We start from the raw sequence: 26,981 nt of genomic DNA, 5'->3' as shown, positions 1-26,981 counted from the left end.
CCCGACATTCCATTTCGCACCGCACCGGCCGCGTGCCGCACATGCCGGTCGTCGACGAGATCCGCACCGGCGTCACCACATTCGCCGACGGCGTCCGCTCCGGAGGCCCGGTCGCTGCCCGGGTGAGCCGGTCGCTCACCCGGGCAGCGGCCATCAGACCTTGGTGATTCAGACCTTGGTGATCGAAACCCGCACTCCGCCGACCACTTCGGGAGCGTCGGTACCGGCGTCGCCGAACGTGAGGGTGGTGGCGAGGATTTCGCCCGCGATCAGGTCGCGGTGGGTTTCGGCCCACCGCTTGTGGTCGGCGGGGACGTCCAGGATCACCGTTATGCGGTCGGAAACGTCCAGTCCCAGCGACTTTCGCGACTCCTGCAGGTCGCGGATCAGGTCGCGGGCCCAGCCCTCGGCCTCCAGTTCCTCGGTCACCTCCGAATTCAGCACCACCAGACCGGCATTGCCGGGCAGGGCGGCGGTGGATTCGGGTTCGGCGGCGACCAGGCGCTGGGTGTACTCCTCGGGCAGCAGGCCGACACCCGCCGCGGTGACGACACCCTCGGCGCTCTCGGTCCATTCGCCCGCCTTGACCGCCTTGATCACCGCCTGCACCTGCTTACCCAGCCGCGGGCCGGCGGCGCGGGCGTTGACGACCAGTTCGAACCGGCCGTGCGCGGCGATATCGGTGGTCAGGTCGACCTTCTTGACGTTCACCTCCTCGGCCACCAGATCCGTGAACGGCGCGAGCCGCCCGGCGTCGGGCGCGGCGATGGTGAGTTCCGACAGCGGCAGGCGCACCCGCAGATTGCGGGCCTTGCGCAGGCTCAGCGCCGTCGAGCACACCTCCCGCACCTCGTCCATCGCCGACACCAGCTCCGGATCGGACGGAAGCCCGGCTGTGCTCGATGAGTGCTCCGCACCGGCGGGCCAGTCGGCCAGATGCACCGAGCGGCCGCCGGTCAGCCCGCGCCAGATCACCTCGCTGATCAGCGGCAGCAGCGGCGCGGCCAGCCGGGTGGTCACCTCCAGCACGGTGTGCAGGGTGTCGATGGCGTCGCGGTCCTCGTCCCAGAACCGCGAACGCGACCGGCGCACATACCAATTGGTGAGCGCGTCGGCGAACGTGCGCAGTTCGTCGCAGGCGGTGGCGATGTCGTAGACCTCGAGCGCCTCGGTCATCGCGTCCCGCACCGCGGCCAGCTTGGCGAGAATGTAGCGATCCAGCGCATGTGTCGAATCCGTGCGCCACTCACCGGGTTTCGACGCGTACAGCTGCAGGAAGGTCCACGCGTTCCACAGCGGCCGCAGCGCGTGGCTCACGCCCTCCCGGATGCCGCGTTCGGTCACGATCAGGTTGCCGCCGCGCAGCACCGGCGACGCCATCAGGAACCACCGCATGGCATCCGAGCCGTCGCGGTCGAACACCTCGTTGACGTTCGGATAGTTGCCCTTGGACTTGGACATCTTCAGCCCGTCGTCGCCGAGCACGATGCCGTGCGCCACAACGGACTCGAACGCGGGCCTGTCGAACAGCGCCGTGGACAGCACGTGCAGGTTGTAGAACCAGCCACGCGTCTGCCCGTTGTACTCGACGATGAAATCGCCGGGGCTGTGCGGTGCCTCGGCGTCCGTCCCCTCGAACCACTCCTTGTTCTCGAACGGATAGTGCACCTGCGCGTAGGGCATCGACCCGGACTCGAACCAGCAGTCCAGCACCTCGGGCACCCGCCGCATCATCGACTTCCCGGTCGGATCGTCGGGATTCGGCCGCACCAGCTCATCGATCGCCGGGCGATGCAGATCGGCGGGGCGCACGCCGAAGTCGCGCTCGAGCTCGTCCAGCGAGCCGTACACGTCGACGCGCGGGTGGTCCGGGTCGTCGGACGCCCAGACCGGGATCGGCGCGCCCCAGTACCGGTTCCGGCTGATGTTCCAGTCCCGCGCGTTCTCCAGCCACTTCCCGAACTGGCCGTCGCGGATGTGGTCGGGCACCCAGGTGATCTGCTTGTTCAGCTCCACCATCCGGTCGCGGAACCTGGTCACCGCGACGAACCAGGACGGCACCGCCATGTAGATCAGCGGCTGTCCCGAACGCCAGCTGTGCGGATAGGAGTGCTCGATCGTCTCGTGCCGCAACAGTTTTCCGGCCGCCTTGAGATCCTTGATGATGACCGGGTTGGCGTCGAACACCCTCAGCCCCTCGTACGGCGGCACCATCGAGGTGAACTTGCCGCCCGGGTCCAGCGGCTGCACCAGCTCGATACCCGCCTCCGAGGCGACCGCCATATCCTCCTCACCGAAGGCGGGCGCCAGATGCACGACACCCGTACCGGAATCGGTGGTGACGTAGTCGGCGTTCAGCACCCGGAACGAGTCCGGGTGGCCGGCGAAGAAGTCGAACGGCGGGGTGTAGCGCAGGCCCGTCAGGGCGGCGCCGAGATGCTCCGACAGCACCACCGGTTCGTCGCCCAGTTCCCGCGCGTAGTGCGAGACCCGTTCGGCGGCCAGCAGATACCGCTTGCCGTCCGCGCCGCGGACGTGCGCGTAGGTGAGCTCCGGGTGCACCGCGATCGCCAGGTTGGACGGCAGCGTCCACGGCGTCGTGGTCCAGATCAACGCGTTCGCGCCGTCCAGCCGATGCAGCGGATGATCGGCGGGCACGCTCAGGGCCATATCCACCGTGACGGCCGGATCCTGGCGCATCCGGTAGGCGTCGTCCAGGCGCGCCTCCTGATTCGACAGCGGCGTCTGCTCGTACCAGCTGTAGGGCAGCACCCGGAAGCCCTGATAGATCAGGCCCTTGTCGTACAGCGACTTGAACGCCCACATCACCGACTCCATGAAGTCGGGGTCGAGGGTCTTGTAGTCGTTGTCGAAGTCGACCCAGCGGGCCTGGCGGGTCACATATGCGCGCCACTCGTCGGTGTAGCGGAGCACCGATGATTTACATGCCGCATTGAATTCGGCGAGCCCCATCTCGTCGATCTGTGATTTGTCCGTGATACCGAGCTGCTTCTCCGCTTCGATTTCCGCGGGCAGCCCGTGGGTGTCCCAGCCGAACCGGCGCTCCACCTTCTTGCCGCGCATGGTCTGAAAACGTGGGATCAAATCCTTCACGTATCCGGTGAGCAGATGGCCGTAATGCGGCAACCCGTTGGCGAACGGCGGACCGTCGTAGAAGACGAACTCCGGTGCGCCGGAACGGTTCTCGATGCTGGCGCGGAAGGTACCGTCGGCGGCCCAGTAGTCGAGCACGCGCCGCTCCAGATCGGGGAACGACACCTGGCCGCCGGAACCGAGATCCGCGCGCGGGTAACCGGACGTCTCGTCGGAATCGGTGTTGCTGGTGGATGTCTGATCCGCCATAGGGGGCCGTGGTCTCCTCGTGCCGGCGCCCGGGTGCGGGCGCGTAACCGTGGGCACGGGGACGATTCCGGCGCCGGTGCGCCGAGACCGCGGTACCACCCCGCTTGCCCGGGAAGCGATCCCGGACCTCTCGTCGTGAGCTGTGACGGGCTCACCCGTTCGGTTCTACTGGGCCTCGCACCGGCCCGAGGGCCGCGAGTGCCGTTCTTCCGAAGACTCCCCGGTGATCGCCGGATCAATGCCGATGTTCAGGTTTGATTGTAGCCAGCATGGGTAACCGTATTTTCGGGCCCCATCGGCGTGGCCCTTCCAGGCCGGGTCGACCACGGTCGACCTTCGGTCGGGGCTCATCGCTTCGCATGCCGACCGGGACGCGACGACTGATCGTCATCCTCGGAATCGCGCATCGATAGCGCACTCACCAGCAGCAATACGGCGCCGATGACACAGACCACGATGCACCCCCACGCCCATACCACCGATCCGGTGGTCAGTGCTGTCACCAGCAGGGCGAAACCGATCGCGGCCAGGACGAGCGTCAGGACGAGCATGGTCACCCCCTAGGCGGGCCAGGTGGCTCGACGAGCTTCCGGACCACACGGCTGCGCGGCACGCCGAATCCGACACGACCACCACAATCCGAGACGACCGCGGAGTCGGCGAGCGTTCGAACGGAACTAGTTGCCGCCCTGAGCGAACGACGCGGGCGCATGGTTGTTGTTGGCGCCGTCGAACGACTCGCCGCCGTCCACCGGCACCGCCGAGCCACGATTCTCGAGCTCCTCGAGCTGCGACTCCAGGTAGGACTTCAGCCGCACCCGGTACTCGCGCTCGAAGGTCTTCAACTGCTCGATCCGGCTCTCCAGCACGCTGCGCTGCTGGGTGATCGTGGCCATGATCTCGGTGTGCTTGCGCTCGGCGTCGGCCTGCAGGGCGTCGGCCTTCTCCTTGGCCTGGCGGAGCTGGTTGTCGGAACGAGTCTGCGCGTCGGACAGGATGGTCTCGGCCTTCTGCCGCGCCTCGGCGACCATGCCCTCCGACCGCGTGCGCGCATCGCTGACCATTCGCTCCGAATTTGCCCGGGCGTTCGACAGCAGCTGCTCGGCCTCGGTCTTGGCGTCGCTGGTCAACCGGTCGGCCATCTCCTGAGCCAGGCTCAGTACCTTGGCGGCCTGGAGGTTCGCGTCGGCCGCGTCCTGCGGAGTACCGGCCGGAGCGGCCGGCACCGGGATCTGCGGGGCCACCGGCGCCGGCTTGGGTGGTTCCGGCTGCGGCGGCGGGGGCGGTTTCACCGCCTGCGGCGCGGGGCGCGGGGCCTTCTTGGCCTCGGCCAGTTCGGAATCGAGCTCGGCAACCCGCTGGCGCAGGTCGGCGTTCTCCTCGATGAGGCGTGAGAGCTCCTGCTCGACCAGGTCGAGGAAGGCGTCGACTTCGTCCTCGTTGTAGCCGCGCTTCCCGATCGGCGGTTTGCTGAACGCGACGTTGTGCACATCGGCTGGGGTCAGCGGCATGGAAGGATCCCTTCACGCTTCGTACGGAGATCTAGCGGTAGATCTGGCAAGCTATTGTTCACGGCCCATTCTGTCACACCTAGGCGACCGGCTGCCCGAGCCTGCTGGTCACCGACATCAGGATGAACACGATGAAAAGCAGCACCATAATCGACAGATCGAGCCGAATTCCCCCCAGGTTCACCGGCGGTATCAAGCGCCTCAGCAGTTTCACCGGAGGATCGGTGATCGTGAAGATCACCTCCAGCACCACGGCAACCGCCCCGCGCGGATGCCAGTCACGAGCGAAGTTGCGGATGAACTCGACGATCACTCGGCTGATCAACAACAGCCAGAAGAGGAACAGGAGTACATACAGCACCTGGAACAAGGCCACCAGACCACTTTGCCTCAGAATCGGTGTGCTGCAAACTCCCCGCGCCGTCCGGTCGTGACAGCACTCCCCCGCTCGCGGCGTGTCGACCGGGACGACGGCCGCGAGCGACGCCCCGGTGCCCGACTATTTCTGGTTGTAGAAGCCGGTTTCGGCGATCCGGCGGCGCTCCTCGGCCGATACGTCCACGTCGGCCGGTGAGAGCAGGAACACCTTGGTCGCCACCTTGTCGAACGATCCGCGCAGCGCGAAGGCCAGGCCGGCGGCGAAATCGACCAGGCGGCGGGCGTCGGCGTTGCTCATCTCCACCAGGTCCATGATCACCGGCGTGCCGTCGCGGAAGCGCTCGCCGATGACGGCGGCCTCGGCATAGGTCCGCGGGCGCAGCGTGGTGATCTTGGACAACGGGCCTCCGTCCTCGAAGACGGGCTGGCGGCGCGGCGCGGGCTCGAAGCGGGCGCGCTCCTCCATCCGCCGCTCCGACTCGGGATCCACCGCCAGGGCACCGTGCGTGGTGCCGCGAACCATCGGAGTACCGCCGCCGAGCCGGTCCATGTTCCGGCCGCGGCCCGACGGCGCGCTCTCGATGCGCGTGGGGCGGCGCGGCTCGTGCTCGTACCGGTCGTCGGAGTAGTCGTCGCGCCGCGCGACGCTGTAGCCCGGCTGATAAGGGGGCTTGTAGGCCGGCTCCGAATATCCGGGGTCGCCGTACCCGGGGTCGCCGTCGTAGCGGTCGTCACCGAACCGGGAGCGGCCGCCCTCATACCGATCGGAGTCGTATCGATCGGCGTCGTACCGGGATTCACCGAAATCGCGGGGCCGGCGGGCGCCGCGGTCCTCGGCGCCCCGGGGGCCGCGATCGTCGACGTAGTCGTCCTCGTACTCTTCGAGCGGAACCATGCCGAAGTAGGCCTTGAACCTGTGCAGCGTGCTCATGCTCGCACCTCGGCTTCCACCTCGCTGGCGCTCGATTCCAGCACGAGCACGCTCGTGGCTGCGCTGACATCTCGCTCGCTGCGCTCGCTCATCCTGGTCGACCTTCCTACGGCACCCGGTTGGCCTGGGGTGTTGAAGTCCTGCTCAATCCTTCGTCAGTCTCCGAGCATATGTTTCGAATGTGACTGATGAGGTTTGTTTGCTATCCCGAGGTTATCGGTCGAGCGCCCATCAGGGCAGTACCGACACGCACGCAGGTCGAGCCGTGTCGGATTGCGGCCTCCAGGTCCGCGGACATCCCGGCGGACAACTCGGTCGCCTCCGGATGGGTATCCCGCAGCCGGGCGTGTAACTCGGCCAGCCGCGCGAATTCGGGTTCCGGGTCGGCGTCCAGCGGCGGGATCGCCATCAGGCCCGCCAGCCGGAGGTTGTCCGCGGCCGCCACCCGCTCGGCGAGCCGCGGCAGATCGTCCGGCAGGACGCCGCCGCGGCTCACGTCGCCGTCCAGGCTGACCTGCAGCAGCACCCGCAGCGGCGAGTCCCGGTGCCCGGCCGCGCGGGCCGCGCCGACGCCGGTGTCGAGGGCACCGGCCAGCCGCTCGCTGTCCACCGAATGCACCGCATAGGCCCAGCGCGCCACCGATTTTGCCTTGTTGCGCTGCAGGCGGCCGATCATGTGCCAGCGCACTCGAGACAGGTGTCCCAATGCGGACACCTTCGCCGCGGCCTCCTGCTCCCGCGATTCGCCGAACTCCCGGCGGCCGAGGCCGTAGAGGATCTCGACATCCGACGCCGGGAAGAATTTCGTTACCGGCAGTAACCTCACCCCGGCCGGATCCCGTCCCGCCGCCCGGCAGGCGGATTCGATGCGCGCCGACAGACCGGTCAGGGCGGTGGACAGGGCCGCCGTTCGCGTGGATTCCGCGGCGGCGATGCCGGATTCGCCGGTCATACAACAACTCCCTCGAATGCGTAACTGGTCACGAATGCCTCCGGGCGTGTCGATCGTCCATTTTCCGCACCTATTCCCGGTATCACTTTCCCGCAAGCCCCAGAAATAGGGGCAAACACCCCGCGAATGCCTCGGACGGGGCCGTCCATCGCGCGCGTGCCGTCCGGCCCGGCGCTCACTCGGGCGAACTCTCGGTTTCCCTCCAGATGACACCGGCGATGCGGCCCGTCGGCGCACCGCGGCGGTGACTGAAGAGGGTCTCGTCCTCGATCGTGCAGCGCGGGTCGACCGCGACCGCGCCGACGCCGGCCTGTTCGAGCTGGCGGCGCACCCCGGCCCGCAGATCCAGGCCCGGGGTGCCCTTGGCGGTCGTGGTGGCGCTGCCGGGCAGGTGGGTGTCGACGTCGGCGCGCATCTCCGCGGGAACCTCATAGTGCCGGCCGCTCGCCGCCGGACCCAGGAATGCCCCGATGCGTTCCGCTGCCGCACCGGCCGAGACCATCGCCTCCAGCACGTGCGGCACGATGCCGATGCGCGCGCCCACCCGCCCGGCATGCACGGCCGCGATCACCCCGGCCTCGTCGTCGGACAGCAGGATCGGCACGCAGTCGGCGGTCAGGACCACCAGGGCCAGCCCCGGCACCGTCGTGACCAGCGCGTCGGTCACCGGAACCGGTTCGGCCCGTGGCCCGTCGACGACCTCGACGCGGCGCCCGTGCACCTGTTCCATCCAGACCAGCCGCTCCGGCGCCAGCCCGATGCCCTCGGCCAGCCGTAACCGGTTGCGCCGCACCGCCTCCGGATCGTCCCCGACATGATCTCCGAGATTGAACGAGTCGTACGGCGCCCGCGAGAAGCCACCGGCGCGCGTGGTGGTCACCCGGCGGGTCCGAACCGAAGCAGCAGTCATACCCCGAGATTAGTAGCCGGAGCGACGCCGCCCGGCGCCGCAGCGACGAACGCACCCGCTCCCTGGAGCCGGGAGAGCGGGTGCGATCGCCGGCTAGCGGCGCATGAAGGACGGTACGTCGACGTCGTCGTCGTCCGAGTCGTCGTCCGGGGGCTGGATGTGGGTGCGCGAGTTGTGCGCGACCGTCGGGTCGCTGGCGGGACGGGGCTCGTAGGACGGCGCCGGGCCGCGCTGGACCGGGGACGGCGTGGGCGACGGGGCCGACTCCGTACTGCGGCCGGCACCGAAATCGGTGCTGCGCGAGGAGGTCTGGCCGACCTCGCCCGCGCGGGCCGACCCGATCGTCGAACGCCCCGCGGTATCGACCCGCCGGGCGGGGGTGCCACCGTCGAAACCGGCGGCGATCACCGTGACGCGCACCTCGTCGCCGAGCGAATCGTCGATCACCGTGCCGAAGATGATGTTGGCCTCGATATGCGCGGCCTCCTGCACCAGCGAGGCGGCCTCGTTGATCTCGAACAGGCCCAGATCCGAGCCGCCCGCGATGGACAGCAGCACGCCGTGCGCACCATCCATCGAGGCCTCCAGCAAGGGCGAATTGATCGCCGCCTCGGCCGCCTTCACCGAGCGGCCCTCGCCGCGCGAGGAACCGATGCCCATCAACGCCGAACCGGCCCCGGACATCACGCTCTTGACGTCGGCGAAGTCGACGTTGATCAGGCCCGGTGTGGTGATCAGGTCGGTGATGCCCTGAACACCGTTGAGCAGCACCTCGTCGGCGGAGCGGAAGGCATCCATCAGGCTGACCGCCGCGTCGCCGAGTTGTAGCAGCCGGTCGTTCGGGATCACGATCAGCGTGTCGCAGGACTCGCGCAGCGACTGTATGCCGGCCTCGGCCTGGTTGCTGCGGCGCTTGCCCTCGAACGAGAACGGCCGCGTGACCACGCCGATGGTCAGCGCGCCCAGCTTGCGGGCGATGCTGGCCACGACCGGTGCGCCACCGGTCCCCGTGCCACCACCCTCACCGGCGGTGACGAAGACCATGTCGGCGCCCTTGAGCACCTCCTCGATCTCGTCCTTGTGATCCTCGGCGGCCCGGCGGCCGACCTCCGGATCCGCACCGGCGCCCAGTCCGCGGGTGAGTTCCCGGCCGACGTCGAGCTTGACGTCCGCGTCACTCATCAGCAGCGCTTGCGCGTCGGTATTGACCGCGATGAACTCGACTCCCTTGAGTCCCTGTTCGATCATCCGGTTGACGGCATTCACGCCGCCGCCGCCGATACCGACGACCTTGATCACTGCAAGGTAGTTGTGCGGGGGCGTCATGGGCTCTCGCCTTCCTTCGATCTCAAGCCTGTCGTTTGCGGATCCCCGGCAGAACACCGACCGTTCGGTCCGAGCCGCCCCGAGTCCAATCTCGGGCAAACCCTAAACCTCAACAATAGGGTTGGCGTTATGTCAAGTATCCGACTGCTGCGGAACGCTATTCGCACCCGCTGCAATCCGCGCGCAGGCGCGCCGAAACGAGCATGAGAATCTTGTGCGACCCATGTCGTCCGAGCCCGCCCCGCATCGTATCGCGAACGGCCGCCCCGGGTGTGGGGAATCGTTCCTGGTGCCCGCGAGAATTCGGCGGCTGCCGTGGGGCAGTCACCGAAAACCCCGAAGGCACAACGGGTATCACTCACTTTACCGTTACCAGATCGGGGCTCGATACGTCGAACACCGTGCCGGGCCGAGTCAGCACCGGCAGCACCACCGCAGCCTTGCGCGCCGAATCCTCGACCCCACCCCACAGTACGGTGCGCCCGTCGGTCAGGCTCAGCTCGACGTCCGAAACAGACCGCGCCACAACCTCTCCCACCTGGTCTCGCAGCGCCGGCGGGGCGGCGTCGAGCACCGTGACCGCGGCCCGAGTGACCGGATCGCTACCGCCCGGGCTCGCGGTCACCAGCTTGGGCAGACCGGGCGGCGGTGGCTCGATGGCGTATTCGACGCTGTCGATATCGAGCAGGTGCGTGCCCTGTGGACTCTCGAAGTAGGCCACCGGGGTGCGCTCCTCGACCGTCACCCGCACCGTCCCCGGGAAGCCGCGCTGTACGCGCGCGGAATGCACCTTGGGGATGGTCGCCACCCGCCGCGCCATCGCGTCGGTGTCGATGCGCAACATCGAACGGCCACCGGGAATCCGGAGCACGTCGCGAACCTGTCGCTCGGACACCGTGACCAGGCCCTCGATCCGCACGGTTCGCACCGAGAACACCGGTGTGAAATATGCGACGCCGACCAGGATCACGAGCAGCACGGCAACGGGCAAGGCCCACCGGACGATTCGGCGCACCGGCAGTTCGGCCACGGCCGCACCGACGCGCCGGAGGCCGGACTCGCGGTGCGGATCCCGCGCCGAGCCGGACCGTCCGCGCCGGTCGCGGCCGTCGCGCCCGGGGCGGGCGGAGCGCCGGCGGGGCTCGGCGGCGTCCGGGTCGTCGGAGTCCGGGGGGTTCGCCCGGTCGAAATCCGCCCCGTCGAAATCCGCCGGTTCGTCGCCGGGGTGGCGCCCCCGGCCCGGGCTTCGCGTTCGCGAGCTGCTCATGCGCCCCCGCTCACCGGCCGGCCGGCGGCCGCACCCGCAACCCGTCCAGGATCTGCCCGCCCAGCATGGTCACATCGCCGGCGCCCATGGTGATCACGACGTCGCCGGGGCGGGCCAGGCTCGCCGCCTGCCGGCCGACCCGCGACATATCCGGTTGATAGTGCACGGGTTTCGTGACCGACTGGGCCACCAGGGCGCCGTTGACGCCCGGCAGCGGCTTCTCGCGGGCGCCGTAGACGTCGAGCACCACCACCTCGTCGGCCAGATCGAGCGCGGCGCCGAACTGGGCCGCGAACGTGGCGGTCCGGCTGTACAGGTGCGGCTGGAACACCACGATCACCCGGCCCTGCCGGGAGCGTGCGCCGTCGGCGGCCTCCTGCCGCACCAGTTCGGCGGCGGCGCCCAGCACCGCGCGGACCTCGGTGGGATGGTGGGCGTAGTCGTCGAACACCCGGACGCCGTTCTCCCGGCCGACGAACTGGAACCGGCGGTGCACTCCCCCGAACCCCTCCAGGCCCTGCAGCGCCTCGTCGGGCGCGGCCCCGGCGTCGCGCGCGGCCAGCAGCGCGGCGAGCGCGTTCAACGCCATGTGCCGGCCCGGCACCGCCAGCCGCAGCGTACGCGGGGCCGGCTCGTCGGTGAACCGGAAGGTGATCACGCCGCCCACGTCGCGCGGCTCCCAGGACAGCAGCCGCGCGCCGATCGGCACCGGTACGCCGGTGAGATCGCCGGAGCCGTAGCCGAGAATGCGAATGTCGAGTTCTCCTGCCGCCGTACGCGCGGCCACCCGCTCGGCGAGGGCCAGCGAACCCGGATCGTCCAGGCACACCACCAGCAGCCCGCCGGGGCGCAGCCGCGCCACGAAGTCGTCGAAGACCTGGACGTACGCCTCGTCGGTGCCGAAGAAATCCAGGTGGTCGGATTCGATATTGGTGATCACCGCGACGTCCGGGTCGTACTGCAGCAGCGAGCCGTCGGACTCGTCGGCCTCGGCGACGAAGTAACCGCCGGTGCCGTGGTGGGCGTTGGTGCCGGCCTCGTTCAGCTCGCCGCCGACGGCGAAGGACGGGTCGAATCCGCAGTGCTGCAACGACACCACCAGCATCGAGGTGGTCGAGGTCTTCCCGTGGGTACCGGATACCAGCAGCGTGTAGTGGCCGTGCATCAGCTCGGCGAGCACCGCCGGGCGCAGCAGCACGGGCACCCCGCGCCGCTTCGCCTCCACCAGTTCGGGGTTGGTCTTGGGGATGGCGGCCAGGGTGGTCACCACCGCGGTCGGTCCGCCGGGCAGCAGGTCCAGGGCGTCGGCGTCGTGGCCGATGCGCACCTCGGCCCCGCGGGCCCGCAGCGCGAGCACGCCGCGGCTCTCCTTGGCGTCGGATCCGGACACGGCACCGCCGCGCGACAGCAGTATCCGGGCGATACCCGACATGCCGGCCCCGCCGATACCGACCATGTGCACCCGCCGCAGCAGCGGCGGCAGCTCCTGATCTTCCGTTCCGCTCACCGGCCGGCCACCTCCACCACGATCCGCGCCACCGCGTCGGCGGCCTCACGATGCCCGGCGCCGGCGGCCGCCGACCCCATGGCCGCCAGCCGCGACGGATCGGTGAGCAGCGGAATCACCTCGTCGATCACGTACTTCTCGGTCAGTTCCGAATCGGGGACAATTCTGCCACCGCCCTGGGCCACGACGGGGCGGGCGTTGAGCTCCTGTTCGCCGTTGCCGTGCGGCAGCGGGACGTAGAACGCCGGCAGACCGACCGCGGAGACCTCGGCGACGGTCATGGCACCGGAGCGGCACACCGCCGCATCGGCCGCGGCATAGGCCAGGTCCATGCGCGAGACATACGGCAGCGCAACGTACTTCGCCGCGCCGTCCGGATCGGCGCGCACCTGCACCGTGTTCTTGGGCCCGTGCGCGTGCAGGACCGAGATCCCCGCCGCGGTCAACTGCGGCGCGGCCGCCGGCACCGCCTCGTTGAGCCGCCGCGCGCCCTGCGAACCACCGAACACCAGCAGCACCGGCCCCTCGGCGGGCAGCCCGAAATGGGCGCGGGCCTCGGCGCGCAGCGCCGCCCGGTCCAGCGTCGCGATCTGCTCGCGCACCGGGATTCCCACGATCTCGGCGTCCGCGCGGCCCGGCGCGCGCACCCCGGAGTTCGCCACCGCGGCCAGCACCCGGGCGGCCCGTCGCGCGCCGACCTTGTTCGCGATACCCGCCTTGACATTCGCCTCGTGCACCACCACGGGCACCGGCCGCCGGCGCGTGCCCCCGCCCCGCCGCCCCGGCCGGAACCCGCGCCCGGCGGCCAAATAGGCGGGCAGCGCCACGTATCCGCCGAAACCGACGATCACATCGGCGTTCTCGGCATCGATCACCGCGCGAGCGCGGGCGACCGACGACCGCACCCGGCCGGGCAGCCGCAGCAGATCACCGGTCGGCTTGCGCGGCAACGGGACCGGCGGGATCAGCTCGAGCGGATAGCCGCGTTCGGGGATCAGCGTCGTCTCCAGGCCCCGCTCGGTGCCCAGCGCGGTGATCCGGATCGAGGGGTCCAGCCGGCGCAGCGCGTCGGCGACCGCCATGGCGGGTTCGATGTGGCCGGCGGTCCCTCCGCCCGCGACGATCACCGAGAGTGCCCGGCCCCCAGGTCTTTCCGTACCCGACCCGAAGCTCTCGGCGGTTGTCACCTCGAATTTCCCCGTTCTCTCGCATGTTTCATGGGATAGTTCGGCTCCCAGGCCCGGGTGGAGCGCCACGAACTGGTACTGCGGCTCTCCCGGCGGCCCGAGTCCGCCGCCCGGCGGCGGGCGGAATCCGAATCTATCGAGCGGCGCGGCGCGGGTTCCGAGCCGCCCCGCCGCCCGGACCCGCCGCCGCGCCGGTCACCGGCGGACAGCTCCCGGCGCGCGGGCGCCGCGCGTAATCCGGACCGGGCGGCCCGGGCGGGCGCGTACATCTCCGGCGTCGGCAGCCGCAGCAGCCGGCTCACCCGGCCGTCCTGGCCGTTGCGCAGCGCCGACACCGCCTCCGGTTCGTGCCGCGCCGCGTTGGCGATGATCCCGAACATCAGCAGCGTGATCGCCAGCGACGAGCCGCCCGCCGATACCAGCGGCAGCTGCAGACCGGTCACCGGCAGCAGGCCCACCACGTAGGCGATGTTGATCAGCGCCTGTCCGGTGATCCAGGTGGTCGCCGAGGCGGTCAGCAGCCGCAGGAACGGATCCGCCGACCGGCTCGCGATCCGCAGCCCGGTGTACACGAACAGCGCGAAAAGCCCCAGTACCAGCGCGCATCCGAGAAATCCGAGTTCCTCGCCGATGATGGCGAAGATGAAGTCGTTGTGCGCGTTGGGCAGATAGCTCCACTTCGCCCGGCTCTGCCCCAGGCCGCGGCCCCAGATGCCGCCGTCGGCCAGCGAGTACAGCGCCTGGCGCGCCTGATAGTTGTCGCCCATGTGATCGGAGCTGGGGTCGAGGAACGACCGCACCCGGTCGGACCGATACCCGGCGGACATCGCGAGGACGCCGGCGGTGACCAGCCCGGACACGGCGATGGTCACGAACAGCCGCACCGGCAGCCCGCCGAACCAGAGCAGTCCGGCCACGATGAGACCGACCGCGACCGTGGTGCTGAGGTTCGGCTGCACCACGATCAGCGCACACACCAGCAGGCTGGCCGGCAGCAGCGGCACCAGCAGCTCCTTCAGGCCGGCCCGGTCGGCCCGGCGCGACGCCAGCAGGTGGGCACCCCAGATGATCAGCGTCACCTTCACGATCTCCGAGGGCTGCACCGAGATGGGGCCGAGCACCAGCCAGCGCCGCGCACCCAGCACCTGCGACCCGATCCCGGGAATCAGCACCAGGATCAGGAGGAAGACCGAGACCGCGAAGATCGGGAAGGACGCCTGCCGCAAGCGCCGCAGCGGAATTCGCAGCGCGAGGTAGAACAGCACCGCACCCAGCAGCGCGAACATGCCCTGCTGAATGAACAGCGAATACGCCGAGCCACCGCCGGCGTACTCCACGACACCCGACGCCGACAGCACCATGACCAGGCCGAGCAGGGTGAGCAGGGTGGCGATCGTCACGACGAGATGGAAGGACGCCAACGGCCGGGACAGCCAGGCGCCGAGATTGATCCGGGGCCGCGGCGTGCCCGGCGCGGCCTTCGCCGACCTGCCGGCGGATGCGGAGCGGCCGCTCATGAGTTCACATCGCGTTCGTGCAGCACTGCCAGCGCCCCTCCTGCCTAGCCCTCCGCGCGGGGCGCGGAAGTCACCGTAGTCTCCCACCGTCGGCGGTGCCGAGATCTCCCTCGTCGAGCCCCTGCACCGCGGTGGCGAAACTGCGCCCGCGGTGGGTGTAGTCGGCGAACATGTCCAGCGAGGCCGCGGCCGGCGCCAGCAGCACCGTGTCGCCGCGGCGGGCATAGCCGGCGGCCAGGCGCACCGCCCGGGCCATCACCGCGTCCGCGCCGTCGATCTGCGCGACCAGCGACGCGGGCGTGAGTTCCGCCGGTATCCCTGCCATCCCTGCATCGTCACCCGAACCGAGCGCCACGACGGGGACATCGGGCGCGTGTCGCGCCATTGCCGAGGCGACGACCGGGGCGTCCTGCCCGAACAGCACCGCGGCGACGAGCCGATCGGCGACCTCCTCGACCAGGTCGTCGACGTGCGCGCCCTTGAGCTGCCCGCCGGCCAGCCAGATCACCTGCGGATGCGCCAGGATCGACGACCGCGCCGCATGCGGATTGGTGGCCTTGGAGTCGTCGACGAACGTCACCCCGCCGAGCTCGCGCACCAGCGCCGCGCGGTGCGGGCCCACCTTGTGCTCCTGCAGGCCCTCCTTCACGAATTGCGGTACCACGTCGACGGATCGGGTGAGCGCGGCCGCGGCCAGCGCATCGGCCACACCGGCCGGACCGGCCGGGCTGACGTCGCCCACCTCGGCCAGTATCGCGGCCTTGGTGAACGCGCGGTCGAGCAGCTTGCCGTCCACCACGCCGAGTTCGCCGTCGGCCGGCACTCCCACCCGGAAGCCGACGGTGCGGCGCGCCTTGGACTTTCGCGCGAGCGCGGCGGCCACCGGATCGTCCAGGCCCACGATGCCGACGCGCCCGGTCAGCGCCCGGGCCTTGGCGGCGGCGTAGGCGTCCAGGCCGCCGTGCCAGTCCAGGTGGTCCTCGGCGACGTTGAGCACGACCCCGGCCTCGGGCCGCACCGACGGCGCCCAGTGCAGCTGGAACGACGACAGCTCGACGGCCAGGATCTGCGGACCCGGATTGCGCCGCAACGCATCCAGGATCGGCAGGCCGATATTGCCGCAGGCGACCGAGGCCAGGCCGGCCGCGCGCAGGATGGCGTGGGTCATCTGGGTGGTGGTGGTCTTGCCGTTGGTGCCGGTGATCACCAGCCACTTGCGCGCCGGGCCGTAGAGCCGGGCCTGATCCACCCACCAGGCGAATTCGACGTCGCCCCAGACCGGGATGCCCTCCGTGACCGCCGAGACCAGCACCGGGGAGTCCGGCCGCCAGCCCGGACTGGTGATCACCAGCGCGAATCGGTCCAGGGCGGCGGGCAACAGCAGCTCGTCACCGGTCGCGGTGGTCAGCCCCAGCTCGGCGGCCTCGGCCATCGCCTTCTCGCCGGCATCGGTGACCACCGGCCGGGCGCCGACATCGCGCAGCGGCTCGATCAACGATCTGCCCGACACCCCCCACCCCGCGACGAGAACGTCACGGCCACGCAGGAACTCGAGCATCGGCCCCGGTGAACGCAGGGCCCGCGGAATCTGTTCGTCCATGGCTGCTACCCGACCTGAGAGAGATATTCGCTGTAGAACAATCCCAGTCCGACTGCTGATGCCATGCCGGCCAGCAACCAGAACCGAATGATCACGGTAGTCTCGGCCCATTTGCTGAGTTCGAAGTGGTGGTGGAACGGCGCCATCTTGAACAATCGGTTGCGCGTGGTCCGGAACACCGCGACCTGCAACACCACCGACACGGTCTCGGCGACGAACAGCGCGCCGATGACGATCATCAGCAGCTCGGTGCGGGTCGTGATGGACAGCCCGGCGATCAGGCCACCCAGCGCCAGCGAACCCGTGTCACCCATGAAGATCTTGGCGGGAGCCGCGTTCCACCACAGGAACCCGACGCACGCCGCGGCGCCGGCGGCGCACACCAGCGCCAGGTCCAGCGGGTCGCGCACGTTGTAGCAGCCGGCCTCGGGCTTGGTCTCGCAGGCGTGGTAGTACTGCCAGAACGTGATGATCACGTAGGCGCCCAGCACCAGGCTCATCGCCCCGGCGGCCAGGCCGTCCAGCCCGTCGGTGAGGTTGACCGCGTTCGACCAGGCCACCACCACCAGGCAGACGAAGGCGAGGAAGATGATCACGCCCATCGACACGGTCGTGATCTCGCGAACGTAGGACAGGTGCCGGCTGGCCGGGGTGCGGTCGCCCGCACCCGGGAACTGCAGCGCCAGCACCCCGAAGAACACCGCCGAGGTCAGCTGGCCGAGGTATTTGCCCGCGGCCGTCAATCCCAGATTGCGCTGCTTGCGCAGCTTGATGAAGTCGTCGACGAAGCCGACCGCGCCCAGCGCGGTGGCCAGGCCCAGCACGAGCAGCGCGGAGACCGACGGCCCGTCGGCGTGATATCCGATGCCGATCAGGTGCGAGCCCAGATATCCGGCCCACATGCCGATCAGGATCGCCACGCCACCCATGGTCGGCGTGCCGCGCTTGGCCTTGTGGCTCTCCGGCCCGTCGATCCGGATCTCCTGACCGAACCCGCGCCGGGCGAACATCCGGATCAGCAACGGCGTCAACAGGATCGACACCGCCAGCGCGATGCCGGCCGCGAACAGGATCTGTCTCATACCGCCGCCTCCGTACCGGACGGTGGCACCTGGGGACGCCGCACCGCCTCCGCATCCGGCTCGGATGCCGCGGTCAGATGCTGCGCGACCGCCCACAGCCCGGCCGAGTTGGACGCCTTCACCAGCACCACATCACCCGCCGCGAGCTCGTTGTCCAGCACCGCGATCGCGGCCTCGATGTCGGGTACGAGAACCGATTCCTCACCCCATGACCCTTCCATGACCGCCCCCTGATGCAGCGCGCGGGCCGGGCGCCCGCTGCCGACGACGATGAGGCGGTCCACATCCAGGCGCACCGCCAGCCGGCCGATCCGGTCGTGCTCGACGACGGATTCCTCGCCCAGTTCGGCCATTTCCCCCAGCACGGCCCAGGATCGGCGGCCCGGCCCGCCGTCCCCCTCGCTCCCCTCGGCACGCGCCATGCTCACGAGGGCCTTGAGCGCCGCGCGGACCGAATCCGGGTTGGCGTTGTAGGAGTCGTTGACGACGGTGACGCCGTCGGCGCGGGTGCGCACGTCCATGCGGTGCGCCGACACGATCCGCGCGCCCGACAGCGCGGCCGCGACCGAGTCGAGATCGGCACCGCACTCCAGCGCCACCGCGGCGGCGGACAGCGCGTTGCCGACCTGGTGCTCGCCGTGCACGGCCAGCCGGATCTCGGTCTCGGAACCGTTGGCGTGCAAGGTGAACCGGGCACGAGCAGCCTCGTCGAGCACGACGCCGGTGGCCCGCACGCCGGCGGCGCCGGACTGGCCGACCGTGACCACGCGCGCCCGCGTGCGGCTCGCCATCGCCGCCACGTTCGGGTCGTCGGCATTCAGGATCGCGATGCCGGACGGCGGAAGCGCCTCCACCAGTTCGCCTTTGGCCCGCGCGATCGCCTCGCGGCTGCCGAACTCGCCCAGGTGGGCGGTGCCGACGTTGAGCACGACGCCGATCGCCGGCGGCGCGGTCTCGGTGAGCGCCGCGATATGTCCCACCCCGCGGGCCGACATCTCCAGCACCAGGAACCGGGTGCCGGCGTCCGCGCGCAGCACCGTCCACGGGTAACCGAGCTCGTTGTTCAGCGAACCCGGCGGGGCCACCACCGGCCCGAGCGGAGCCAGCACGCTCGCCAGCAGATCCTTGGTCGAGGTCTTCCCGGAGGAGCCGGTCACCCCGATGACGGTGAGGCCACCGGTCGCGAGGCGGTCGATGCTCACCCGGGCCAGCTTCGCCAGCGCGGCGAGGACGGCCGCGCCGGAACCGTCGCGGTCGTGCGCCAGCACCAGCGCCCTGCTGCCGGTGACCGGCAGCGGTTCCACCACGATGGCCGGAACGCCCACCGGCCGCGCCGCCAGCACGGCCACCGCACCGGCGGCCACGGCACCGGCCGCGAAATCGTGCCCGTCGGCGTGCTCACCCGGCATCGCCAGAAAAAGATCACCGGAATCGACTCGGCGCGAATCGAATTCGACCGCACCGGTCACCGTCACCGCAGGATCGGGTACATCGTGCAGCGTGCCGCCGACGACATCCGCGATCTCCCGCAGGGTCATCTCGATCATGAAACGGTCAGATCCTTGTCATCAGGCGCGGGCCGCCGAGAGAGGGCCTCAGCCAGCACCTCGCGGTCGTCGAACGGATACTTCACACCCGCGATCTCCTGCCCGGTCTCGTGCCCCTTGCCCGCCACGAGCACCACATCCCCCGGCCGCGCCCAGTCCACGGCGGCGGCGACGGCCGCGGCCCGGTCCCCGATCTCGGTGACCTCGCCGCGTTCCGGCTCCGGAATCCCCTGCGCGCCGGCGTGAATCGCCGCACGGATGGCCGCCGGGTCCTCGCCGCGCGGATTGTCGTCGGTGATGATCAGCAGGTCGGCGCCGCGGGCCGCGGTGGCGCCCATCAGCGGCCGCTTGCCGGCGTCGCGGTCGCCGCCCGCACCGACCACCACGGCCAGCCGGCCGCCGGAACCCTTGACGTACTCGCGCAGCGTCGCGATGACCGATTCCACCGCCGCCGGCTTGTGCGCGTAGTCCACCACCGCGAGAAAATCCTGCCCCCGGTCCACGCGCTGCATCCGGCCCGGCACGTCCACGTGCGCCAGCGCCGCGGCCGCGGTCGCCGCATCGACACCCGCGGCCGCGCACACCGCGACCGCGAGCAGCCCGTTGGCGATGTTGTAGTGGCCCGGAAGGCGCAGGCGCACCGGGATTTTCGCGTCCCGGCCGACGGCGGTGAACGACTGCTCGCCACCCTCGGCGGAGACACCCAGTGCGACCCAGTCCGATTCGTCCTCGCCCGTCGGGCTCGTGGTCGTGGCGACCGTGACGACCGGCGCGCGGCCGCCCACCTCGCGGGCCAGCCGCCGCCCCCAGGCGTCGTCGACGCAGATCACGCTGAGCTGCGCGGCGACCGGCGAATCGGGGTCGAACAGCCGGCGCTTGGCGGCGAAGTAGTCCTCGAAATCGGCGTGGAAGTCGAGGTGGTCCTGCGACAGATTGGTGAACGCGCCCACCGCGAAACGCACGCCGTCGACGCGGCCCAGCGCCAGCGCGTGGCTGGACACCTCCATCACCACCGCGTCCACGCCCTGCTCGACCATCAGCGCGAACATGGCGTGCAGCTGCGGCGCCTCCGGCGTGGTCAGCGCGCTCGGCACCCGGCCGTATCCGAAGCCGCCCGAGCGGGGGCCCTGCGTGGTGACGCAAGCTACCGCCTCCGGGCCCTGACCGCTCGGGCGGAAACCCATGCGAGTCTCGATGGTCCCGATCAGCGCGGTCTGCCGCCCGGCCGCGGCGAGCCCGGCCTCCACCAGATACGACGTGGTGGTCTTGCCGGAGGTGCCGGTGATGCCGACGACCCGCAGCCGCTGCGACGGGTGGCCGTAGATCTCCGCCGACAGCTCACCCAGCACCGCGCGCGGACTGTCGTGCACGAGCACGGGAACGCCGATCTCACCGATCAATTCGGCGCCGGCCGGATCGGTGAACACCGCGACCGCCCCGCGCTCGACCGCCTCGGCGGCGAACCGGGCGCCGTGTGCGCGCGCACCGGCCAGCCCGGCGAACAGATCACCCGGCCGCACGGCGTCGGACCGATGCTCGATGCCGGTCACCACGGTGTCGAGGCACTCGGCTTCGAGGCGCTCCGTGTCGAGGCGCTCGGTCTCGGGGAGCTCGCCGCGGCTCGGCCGCGCACCGGTGACCTCGACGACCGTTCGCAGCGCGGTGGACGGCGGCGCCGCCGGGCGCAGTGCCTGCGGACTGGGCTGCACGGGCACGAAGCTCCTCTCGGTTCGATATGGCCCTCGGCTCGGCGGGCCGCTGCCGGGGCGATCTCATGACGTCGGACTCGAGTCGACGTGTCAGGTTACCGACGTTCGCTCGGCCCCGGGCACTGCGGCCGGGTATTGGGCTCAATCGGCCTGCAACACCCACTGCCGCGCCGGTGGGGACGGCGGAATCCGGTCGCGCTGCAACGCCCAGGACGCGATGTTGTGGAACAGCGGCGCCGCGGACTGACCGCCGCCGCCGTCGGTGCTGCGGATCGGCGCGTCGAGCATGATGCCGACCACGTAGCGCGGGTTGTCGGCGGGGGCGATACCGGCGAAGGTGATCCAGTAGCGATCGGTGAAATAGCACCCGCAGTTCGGATCTATCTGCTGTGCGGTGCCCGTCTTGCCCGCGATCTGGTAGCCCTCGACCGCGCCGGACGGACCGGAGCCCTGCTGCACGCCCGCCGGATCGTGCTGGACCACCGCCTCGAACATGTCGCGCAGCGTCCGGGCCGTCTGCGGGCTCACCACCCGCACGCCCTCGGGTTGTTCGGTCTCCCTGCGCTTTCCGTCCGCCCCGACCTCGGCCTTGACGATGCGCGGCGGGATCCGCACGCCGTCGTTGGCGATCGCCTGGTACATTCCGGTCATCTGCAGCAGGCTCATCGAAAGCCCCTGCCCTATCGGCAGATTCGCGAACGTCGAGCCCGACCACTGGTCGCGCGGCGGGACGACGCCCCCGCTCTCGCCCGGCAGTCCGACATCGGTGCGCTGCCCGAGCCCGAATCGCTTCACCATCTCCGCGAAGCGAGTCTCACCCACCCGCTGGGCGAGCATCAGGGTGCCGACGTTCGAGGACTTACCGAAGATGCCCGCGGTGGTGTACGGGGTCACGCCGTGTTCCCAGGCGTCGTTCACGGTGACGCCGCCCATGTGGATCTGCCCCGGAACCTGATGCACCTCGTCCGGATTCGTCAGCCCGTACTCTATCGCCGAGGCCGCGGTGACGATCTTGTTCACCGACCCCGGCTCGAAGACGTCGGAGACCGGCGGATTGCCCATGTGGCCGGTGTCCCAGTTCTTCGGCTCCAGTTGCGGGTTGAAGGTGTTGTCACCGGCCATCGACAGCACCTGCCCGGTGTGCGCGTCCAGCACCACCGCGGAGGCGTCCTGCGCCCCCGAGTTCTGCTTGGCCTGCTGCACCTGCTGCTGGACGTAGTACTGCATATCCGAGTCGAGGGTCAGCTCCACCGAGGACCCGTCCACCGCGGGCTGGCGGTCGCGCTCGCTGCCCGGGATCACCGCGCCGTCGGAGCCCCGGTCGTAGGTGTGCGAGCCGTTGGTGCCGGCCAGCTCCGAATCCATCGAGGATTCCAGGCCGACGACGCCGTGCCCGTCCCAGCCCGTGGCGCCGATGATGTTGGCGGCCAGCGAACCACCCGGATAGTTGCGGGTGTCCTGGCGGTCCACCGTCACCTCGGGGAACTGCTCCTTGATCTCCGAGGCGATCCGGGAGTCGACGTGGCGGGCCAGATAGACGAACGTCTCGTCACCGCGCAACTGCGCCAGCAGGTCGGCCTCCTTGGGCGCCGCCGGGCCGAGCTTGTCGTGGACCGTCTTGGCGATGTCCTGCAGCCGCTGGTCCGGATCGGGCGCCTTGGCCGATTTCGCGCGCGCCTCGGCGAGCTTCTTGCGCACGCCGACGGGCTGGAAGGACAGATCCTTGGTCGGCAGCGTGAAGGCCAGCGACTTGCCGTCGCGGTCGGTGATCGCCCCGCGCAGGGCCGGATCGTCGGCGTGCACCGTGCGCTGGCTGGCCGCCTGGGCCGACAGGCTGGGCGCGGAAACCGTCTGTACCCACAGCAATTGGGCCGCGACCAGCAGCAGCGCGGCCAGCATCACGACCCGGCCCACCCCGAACCGCAGCCGGAACGAGGCGTCACCGGCGGCGCCGGGCCCGGAACGCGGACGACGCCGGACCGGGCCCCGCCGCGGCTGGGTCGTACGGCCCGCGGACCGGGTCATCGAACACCCTCGTCCGGCACCGGGGCCGGCGTCTCGGTGGGCTCGGCGGACGGTCCCGGCGCGGGTGTCCCGGCCTGAGACGGCATGTCGGGTGCGGTCCCGGGCGCCGCCCCGAGCAGCGGCGGCTCGGCCGCGACCGGCGCCGGCGCGTCGGCCGGTGCCCGCACCGCCGAATCCGCCGGAGCGGCGGCCTGATCGGGCGCGGCCGGGACCGGCGCCGCCGCGTTCCCGTCCGGCGCCTGGTCGCCCGCGGGGACCTGACCGGCCTCCGGCGCCTGGCCCGGCACGGAGTGACCGACGCGCTGACTCGTCTCCGCCGGATTCTGACCCGGGCCGGGTGTGCTCGGCACGGGCACGAGCTGCTCCCCCTGTGCCCGGGCGAGCCGCGGCACCGGGGTGGGCGCGGCCGGAGAGGTGTTCAGCGGCGGCGCCGGGGGCCCCTGCTCGGGCGTCTCCGCGCCGACCACCGTCACCGTGCCGTCGGGCGCGACGAGCAGGCGGGACGGATCCTGCGCCGGGACCATGCCCAGCTCGCGGGCCCGGTTCGCCAGCTCCGGAGCGGAGTCGGCGGCCGCCACCTCGCGCTGCAGCGCCGCCCGCTCGTCCTCGAGGTGGCGATTGGTCTGGCGCGCATCGCCGAGCTGATAGCTGTCCTCGGCGGCACGGGTGGTCAGCAGCAGGGTCAGCACCAGGCCGCAGCCCAGCAGCGCGAGGATGGCGGAGACGAACGGCAGCCGGCCGGCCATCGCCGAGGCGGCCCGGCCCGGCAGCGGCGGGAGCCGCCGGCCGCGCTCGGAACGGTTGTGCCGGCGCGCGTAGGCGCGCTGGGCCGCACCGGATTTCACCCGCTCGGCCTGCTCCACCCGCCGGGGCGCGGCCGGGGCGGCACCCCGGCCGCTCCGGCGCGGCGTCTCCCGCACCTCTCGCCGTGGTGCGTCCACCCGTGTGCGCACGCTCATGGTCCTGCCTCCCCTACTGCGTCCTGTATCCGTTCCGCGGCCCGCATCCGTACCGGCGCGGCCCGCGGGTTGTCCTCGACCTCGTGCGCGGACGCCTTCTCCGCCCCCCGGGTCAGGATCGTGAATTCCGGCCCACCGCCGGGCAGTTCCATCGGCAGGTCGATCGGCGTGCGCGACGCCGAACGGCGCGCGAACACCTGCTTGACCGCCCGGTCCTCCAGCGACTGGTACGACATCACGACGATGCGGCCACCCACCTCGAGCGCGTCCAGCGCTGCGGGCAACGCGGCCTCCAGCGATTCCAGTTCCCGGTTGACCTCGACGCGCAGCGCCTGGAAGGTGCGCTTGGCGGGATGCCCGCCGGTGCGCCGGGTCGCCGCGGGGATCGCGTCGTACAGCAGCTCCACCAGCTGAGCGCTCGTGCTGAACGGGCGCTGCTCCCGCTTCCGGACGATCGCGCTCGCGATGCGCCCCGCGAACCGTTCCTCGCCATAGGTTTTCAGCACCCGGGCGAGTTCGCCGTGACCGTAGGTGTTCAGCACGTCGGCGGCCGTGAGCTCGGCGGTGGGATCCATCCGCATGTCCAGCGGCGCGTCGACCGAATAGGCGAACCCGCGCTCCGACTCGTCCAGCTGCATCGACGACACGCCCAGATCCATCAGCACCGCCCGGACCGAACGCACCGCCGGAACTCCGGCATCGCGCAGGGCCTCGGCGATGCCGTCGTACCGGGTGTGCACCAGCGTGATCCGCTCCTCGAACGGGCGCAGCCGCTCGCCGGCCAGCCGCAGCGCCGCGCTGTCGCGGTCCAGCCCGATCAGCCGGATCGTCGGATACTCGCGCAGAAAGTGCTCGGCGTGACCACCCAGGCCGAGCGTGGCGTCGACCAGGACACCACCGGAAGTCAGTGCGGGACCGAGGATCTCGTCGGCGCGACGCAGCAGAACCGGAACATGACGGGGAGTCCGGCTGGCATGATTCACCTCGACCTCCCGGATCCTGCCTCACGGTGTCGCGCGCGGTATCCGGCGCGGCGCACACGCCGCAGAGGGCCGCCTGCGATTCGGCTTCACACGTTGGTGGGAATGCCCCGTGGTCTCTGTCCGACGACGGCACCTGGCGTTGGGGAAGTACGTCAGGGTCCGTGTCGGGCAGAGGCCGCGGGGCACCCGCCTCGCTCGGGGCTAGAAGATGCCGCCCAGCGACTCGTCTCTGGCCATCGAGTAATCCTCCTCGTGCTCGGCGAGGTAGGACTCCCACGCCTGCTTGTCCCATATTTCGAGGAAGTCGACCGAGCCGATCACCACGCAGTCCCTGTCCAGGTTCGCGTAGCGGCGGTGTTCGGCCGACAGCGTGATCCGGCCCTGTCCGTCCGGACGCTGCTCGTCCGTCGAGGCCGCCAGAGCTCGGACGAAAGCCCGTGCCTGCGGGTTGTTCCGGGACGCCGCGGCGGCCCGCCGCGCGAGCGCGGTGAACTCCTCTTTGGGATACACGGCAAGGCTGTGGTCCTGACCTTTCGTCACCATCAACCCTCCCGCAAGCTCGTCCCGAAACTTCGCAGGCAACGTCAGTCGCCCCTTGTCGTCCAGGCGAGGCATATAGGTACCGAGAAACACCGCCTCGACACCTCCTGCTGGATCACCTCGTCTGGTCGGTCTCCATCAGTGCGCGCTCCACATTACCCCACTTTCCCCCACTTTCAATCGAAAGCCGGAGCGATCTCGACCCCCGCGCAGTCGATTGCCCAGTTCACGTCAGCTATCACGGCGGTGGGGAGATTTCTCCGAGTTCCCCCGACACGTTCCGCGAAGCCGCCGGACGACCCGACAACGATCAGCAAACCCGCAGATGGGGAAGGCCCTCAACCGCCGAGTGGGTCGAAGTGGGGGTAATCGGTGGGGGGAGGTGGGGCGTCTCGGGGAGGCGGGGTGAGTGATACCCGCCCACCCCGGAAAGAGATCCACACAACAAACGACACGCCGTGCATTGCACGGCGTGTCGCTATGGTGTCAGCGGCTCTGGTGGCCTGGCTAGTTCTCCCCCTCGAACCGGCGCCTGAACCGGTCCTCCATCCGGGCGGCGAAGCCGCCACCCGGCTTGCGCTGCTTACCCTTCGGACCCCCGGCGCCACCGGCACCACCGGCGCCGCCCGGACCACCCGTGCCCGGCTGCGCGTCCCCGCCCTTGCGACCGGTGCCCGGCAGACCCGAACCACCCATCAGCAGCAGGACGCCCGCGCCGAACATCACGATGAAACCGAACAGGCTGATGATGGGGAAACCGCCCGGCTTCACGGGCAGGGCGATACCCGCGACGAGAAGAACCAGGCCGAGGACGAAGAGCGCCGCCGCCTGAAATCTGCGTCTGCCCGTAGCCGAACGTAGCCGTCCGCCTCGGACGGTCGAGGCGAACTTGGGGTCCTCAGCATAGAGCGCGCTCTCGATCTGTTCGAGCATGCGCTGCTCGTGCTCGGAGAGTGGCACGGTACCTCCCCCGGCACTTGTCGTGGTGGTCGCCTCCGGGTAGACGACAAGTAGCCGACCTTGGCGGCTACCTGCTCCCAATGATACGAGTTCGATCAGTGCGCTACCACCTACTCGCCGATACTCAGGCCGTGCCGTCGCCCAGCCGGCCCTCCGCGGGACGCAGTCGAGCCGCCGTACTCACCAAGTCTTCCACGTCGTGCAGGAATGCCCCTACCCGAGAAGCGAACTCATCGGCGCGTCGCGCGTCGACCGGACGGTCCAGCCCGGCCTCGATCGCCGCGCGCGTCTCGGAGAAGGAACTGAAGTAATCCGCCCACATCACGAACTCGGGCGCGGCCTGCTGCATCAGCACCCACGCGTTGCGGGACCGGGCCCGCGGCGCGCGGTCGGCCCCCGTGATCGCCAGTACCGCACCCGCGCCCCGCAGCGCCGCCAGGTACGCCGTGCGGAATCGTTCGCGCGGATCACCGTCGGCCGTCGACTGCAGCAGCAGCGCGTCGGCGCGGTCCAGCAGACCGCCCGCCCGCCCGGAACGCCCCGGATGTCCGATCCGACCAGCCATTGCGGTACCTCCACACCTTTCGCACGCCCCGGCCCGTCGAGCACATCGCCGACCGGACGGACCGAACAGGCATTCGAACGTTTCAATTGAGTGTGAATATAGAGACGACCACCGACAAACTTCCGTGCCCACGCTCGTCTCCCCCCGCGAGCCCGGCATCCG

General features: G+C 70.4%; 22 protein-coding genes. All 22 read right to left on the bottom strand.

Going from position 1 to position 26,981, the window contains the following annotated elements:
- Nucleotides 1-168 precede the first annotated feature (168 nt).
- The gene (gene ileS, locus D892_RS0124570; RefSeq protein ID WP_024803777.1) at nt 169-3,363 is read right to left on the bottom strand and encodes an isoleucine--tRNA ligase; all 3,195 of its coding nucleotides are present in this window, start codon (nt 3,361-3,363) and stop codon (nt 169-171) included.
- A gap of 347 nt (nt 3,364-3,710) precedes the next feature.
- Nucleotides 3,711-3,914, bottom strand: coding sequence for a hypothetical protein (locus tag D892_RS0124565; protein ID WP_024803776.1), 204 nt, complete (start codon nt 3,912-3,914; stop codon nt 3,711-3,713).
- Between the two features lie 126 nt (nt 3,915-4,040).
- Entirely contained in the window at nt 4,041-4,874 is an 834-nt protein-coding gene (locus D892_RS0124560) for a DivIVA domain-containing protein (protein ID WP_024803775.1), read from the bottom strand.
- Nucleotides 4,875-4,953: 79 nt separating this feature from the next.
- Nucleotides 4,954-5,250: a YggT family protein gene (locus D892_RS42085; protein WP_036567455.1), complete on the bottom strand. Its 297-nt coding sequence runs from the start codon at nt 5,248-5,250 to the stop codon at nt 4,954-4,956.
- Between the two features lie 123 nt (nt 5,251-5,373).
- Nucleotides 5,374-6,183 (bottom strand): cell division protein SepF, encoded by an 810-nt coding sequence (locus D892_RS0124550; RefSeq protein WP_024803774.1) that lies wholly within the window; start codon nt 6,181-6,183, stop codon nt 5,374-5,376.
- A 202-nt stretch (nt 6,184-6,385) separates the two neighbouring features.
- A complete protein-coding gene (locus tag D892_RS0124545; RefSeq protein ID WP_024803773.1) occupies nt 6,386-7,135 on the bottom strand; it encodes a YggS family pyridoxal phosphate-dependent enzyme in 750 nt (249 codons plus the stop codon).
- 175 nt (nt 7,136-7,310) lie between these two features.
- Nucleotides 7,311-8,045 carry a peptidoglycan editing factor PgeF gene (gene pgeF, locus D892_RS0124540; protein WP_024803772.1) on the bottom strand — a complete coding sequence of 245 codons (735 nt, stop codon included), beginning with the start codon at nt 8,043-8,045 and terminating at the stop codon, nt 7,311-7,313.
- Nucleotides 8,046-8,138: 93 nt separating this feature from the next.
- Nucleotides 8,139-9,371, bottom strand: a complete 1,233-nt coding sequence (gene ftsZ, locus D892_RS0124535) for a cell division protein FtsZ (RefSeq protein ID WP_024803771.1) — start codon at nt 9,369-9,371, stop codon at nt 8,139-8,141.
- A gap of 358 nt (nt 9,372-9,729) precedes the next feature.
- Complete coding sequence (locus D892_RS42080) at nt 9,730-10,638, bottom strand: FtsQ-type POTRA domain-containing protein (RefSeq protein WP_024803770.1); 909 nt, start codon at nt 10,636-10,638, stop codon at nt 9,730-9,732.
- Nucleotides 10,639-10,648: 10 nt separating this feature from the next.
- Nucleotides 10,649-12,094, bottom strand: a complete 1,446-nt coding sequence (murC, locus tag D892_RS0124525) for a UDP-N-acetylmuramate--L-alanine ligase (protein WP_051499867.1) — start codon at nt 12,092-12,094, stop codon at nt 10,649-10,651.
- A gap of 47 nt (nt 12,095-12,141) precedes the next feature.
- Nucleotides 12,142-13,332, bottom strand: coding sequence for an undecaprenyldiphospho-muramoylpentapeptide beta-N-acetylglucosaminyltransferase (gene murG, locus D892_RS0124520; RefSeq protein ID WP_024803768.1), 1,191 nt, complete (start codon nt 13,330-13,332; stop codon nt 12,142-12,144).
- On the bottom strand, nt 13,329-14,849 hold the full coding sequence (gene ftsW / locus D892_RS0124515; protein WP_024803767.1) for a putative lipid II flippase FtsW: 1,521 nt from the start codon (nt 14,847-14,849) through the stop codon (nt 13,329-13,331). Before ftsW ends, murG begins: the two co-directional genes overlap by 4 nt.
- Nucleotides 14,850-14,919: 70 nt before the next feature.
- Entirely contained in the window at nt 14,920-16,407 is a 1,488-nt protein-coding gene (gene murD, locus D892_RS0124510; protein WP_024803766.1) for a UDP-N-acetylmuramoyl-L-alanine--D-glutamate ligase, read from the bottom strand.
- Between the two features lie 47 nt (nt 16,408-16,454).
- Nucleotides 16,455-17,531, bottom strand: a complete 1,077-nt coding sequence (gene mraY, locus D892_RS0124505; RefSeq protein ID WP_024803765.1) for a phospho-N-acetylmuramoyl-pentapeptide-transferase — start codon at nt 17,529-17,531, stop codon at nt 16,455-16,457.
- Entirely contained in the window at nt 17,528-19,078 is a 1,551-nt protein-coding gene (gene murF, locus D892_RS0124500; protein WP_024803764.1) for a UDP-N-acetylmuramoyl-tripeptide--D-alanyl-D-alanine ligase, read from the bottom strand. The genes mraY and murF overlap by 4 nt, the downstream gene beginning before the upstream one ends.
- The gene (locus D892_RS0124495; protein ID WP_036567450.1) at nt 19,075-20,793 is read right to left on the bottom strand and encodes a UDP-N-acetylmuramoyl-L-alanyl-D-glutamate--2,6-diaminopimelate ligase; all 1,719 of its coding nucleotides are present in this window, start codon (nt 20,791-20,793) and stop codon (nt 19,075-19,077) included. The genes murF and D892_RS0124495 overlap by 4 nt, the downstream gene beginning before the upstream one ends.
- A gap of 135 nt (nt 20,794-20,928) precedes the next feature.
- Nucleotides 20,929-22,812, bottom strand: a complete 1,884-nt coding sequence (locus D892_RS0124490) for a penicillin-binding protein 2 (protein WP_051499159.1) — start codon at nt 22,810-22,812, stop codon at nt 20,929-20,931.
- Complete coding sequence (locus tag D892_RS47920; RefSeq protein WP_024803761.1) at nt 22,809-23,771, bottom strand: hypothetical protein; 963 nt, start codon at nt 23,769-23,771, stop codon at nt 22,809-22,811. Before D892_RS47920 ends, D892_RS0124490 begins: the two co-directional genes overlap by 4 nt.
- Nucleotides 23,768-24,754, bottom strand: a complete 987-nt coding sequence (rsmH, locus tag D892_RS0124480; RefSeq protein ID WP_024803760.1) for a 16S rRNA (cytosine(1402)-N(4))-methyltransferase RsmH — start codon at nt 24,752-24,754, stop codon at nt 23,768-23,770. Before rsmH ends, D892_RS47920 begins: the two co-directional genes overlap by 4 nt.
- Before the next feature lie 201 nt (nt 24,755-24,955).
- Nucleotides 24,956-25,387 carry a division/cell wall cluster transcriptional repressor MraZ gene (gene mraZ / locus D892_RS0124475; RefSeq protein WP_024803759.1) on the bottom strand — a complete coding sequence of 144 codons (432 nt, stop codon included), beginning with the start codon at nt 25,385-25,387 and terminating at the stop codon, nt 24,956-24,958.
- Between the two features lie 414 nt (nt 25,388-25,801).
- Nucleotides 25,802-26,254 carry a DUF3040 domain-containing protein gene (locus D892_RS0124470; RefSeq protein ID WP_024803758.1) on the bottom strand — a complete coding sequence of 151 codons (453 nt, stop codon included), beginning with the start codon at nt 26,252-26,254 and terminating at the stop codon, nt 25,802-25,804.
- A gap of 124 nt (nt 26,255-26,378) precedes the next feature.
- Nucleotides 26,379-26,819, bottom strand: coding sequence for an SAV_6107 family HEPN domain-containing protein (locus tag D892_RS0124465; protein ID WP_051499157.1), 441 nt, complete (start codon nt 26,817-26,819; stop codon nt 26,379-26,381).
- Between the last annotated feature and the right edge of the window lie 162 nt (nt 26,820-26,981).

Source organism: Nocardia sp. BMG51109 (genome assembly GCF_000526215.1).
In the GTDB taxonomy this organism is placed as follows: Bacteria; Actinomycetota; Actinomycetes; order Mycobacteriales; family Mycobacteriaceae; genus Nocardia.
This window is presented reverse-complemented; position numbering and strand designations above follow the sequence as displayed.

Bases quoted from the DNA above. Each gene is read 5' to 3' on its own strand.
- mraY (WP_024803765.1), bottom strand. From the start codon at position 17,531: ATGAGACAGATCCTGTTCGCGGCCGGCATCGCGCTGGCGGTGTCGATC.
- D892_RS0124550 (WP_024803774.1), bottom strand. From the start codon at position 6,183: ATGAGCACGCTGCACAGGTTCAAGGCCTACTTCGGCATGGTTCCGCTC.
- D892_RS0124490 (WP_051499159.1), bottom strand. From the start codon at position 22,812: ATGACCCGGTCCGCGGGCCGTACGACCCAGCCGCGGCGGGGCCCGGTC.
- murD (WP_024803766.1), bottom strand. From the start codon at position 16,407: ATGCTCGAGTTCCTGCGTGGCCGTGACGTTCTCGTCGCGGGGTGGGGG.
- D892_RS42080 (WP_024803770.1), bottom strand. From the start codon at position 10,638: ATGAGCAGCTCGCGAACGCGAAGCCCGGGCCGGGGGCGCCACCCCGGC.
- ftsZ (WP_024803771.1), bottom strand. From the start codon at position 9,371: ATGACGCCCCCGCACAACTACCTTGCAGTGATCAAGGTCGTCGGTATC.
- D892_RS0124565 (WP_024803776.1), bottom strand. From the start codon at position 3,914: ATGCTCGTCCTGACGCTCGTCCTGGCCGCGATCGGTTTCGCCCTGCTG.
- ileS (WP_024803777.1), bottom strand. From the start codon at position 3,363: ATGGCGGATCAGACATCCACCAGCAACACCGATTCCGACGAGACGTCC.
- murC (WP_051499867.1), bottom strand. From the start codon at position 12,094: ATGGTCGGTATCGGCGGGGCCGGCATGTCGGGTATCGCCCGGATACTG.
- murF (WP_024803764.1), bottom strand. From the start codon at position 19,078: ATGATCGAGATGACCCTGCGGGAGATCGCGGATGTCGTCGGCGGCACG.
- ftsW (WP_024803767.1), bottom strand. From the start codon at position 14,849: ATGAGCGGCCGCTCCGCATCCGCCGGCAGGTCGGCGAAGGCCGCGCCG.
- D892_RS47920 (WP_024803761.1), bottom strand. From the start codon at position 23,771: ATGAGCGTGCGCACACGGGTGGACGCACCACGGCGAGAGGTGCGGGAG.
- pgeF (WP_024803772.1), bottom strand. From the start codon at position 8,045: ATGACTGCTGCTTCGGTTCGGACCCGCCGGGTGACCACCACGCGCGCC.
- D892_RS0124560 (WP_024803775.1), bottom strand. From the start codon at position 4,874: ATGCCGCTGACCCCAGCCGATGTGCACAACGTCGCGTTCAGCAAACCG.
- D892_RS0124545 (WP_024803773.1), bottom strand. From the start codon at position 7,135: ATGACCGGCGAATCCGGCATCGCCGCCGCGGAATCCACGCGAACGGCG.
- D892_RS0124465 (WP_051499157.1), bottom strand. From the start codon at position 26,819: ATGGCTGGTCGGATCGGACATCCGGGGCGTTCCGGGCGGGCGGGCGGT.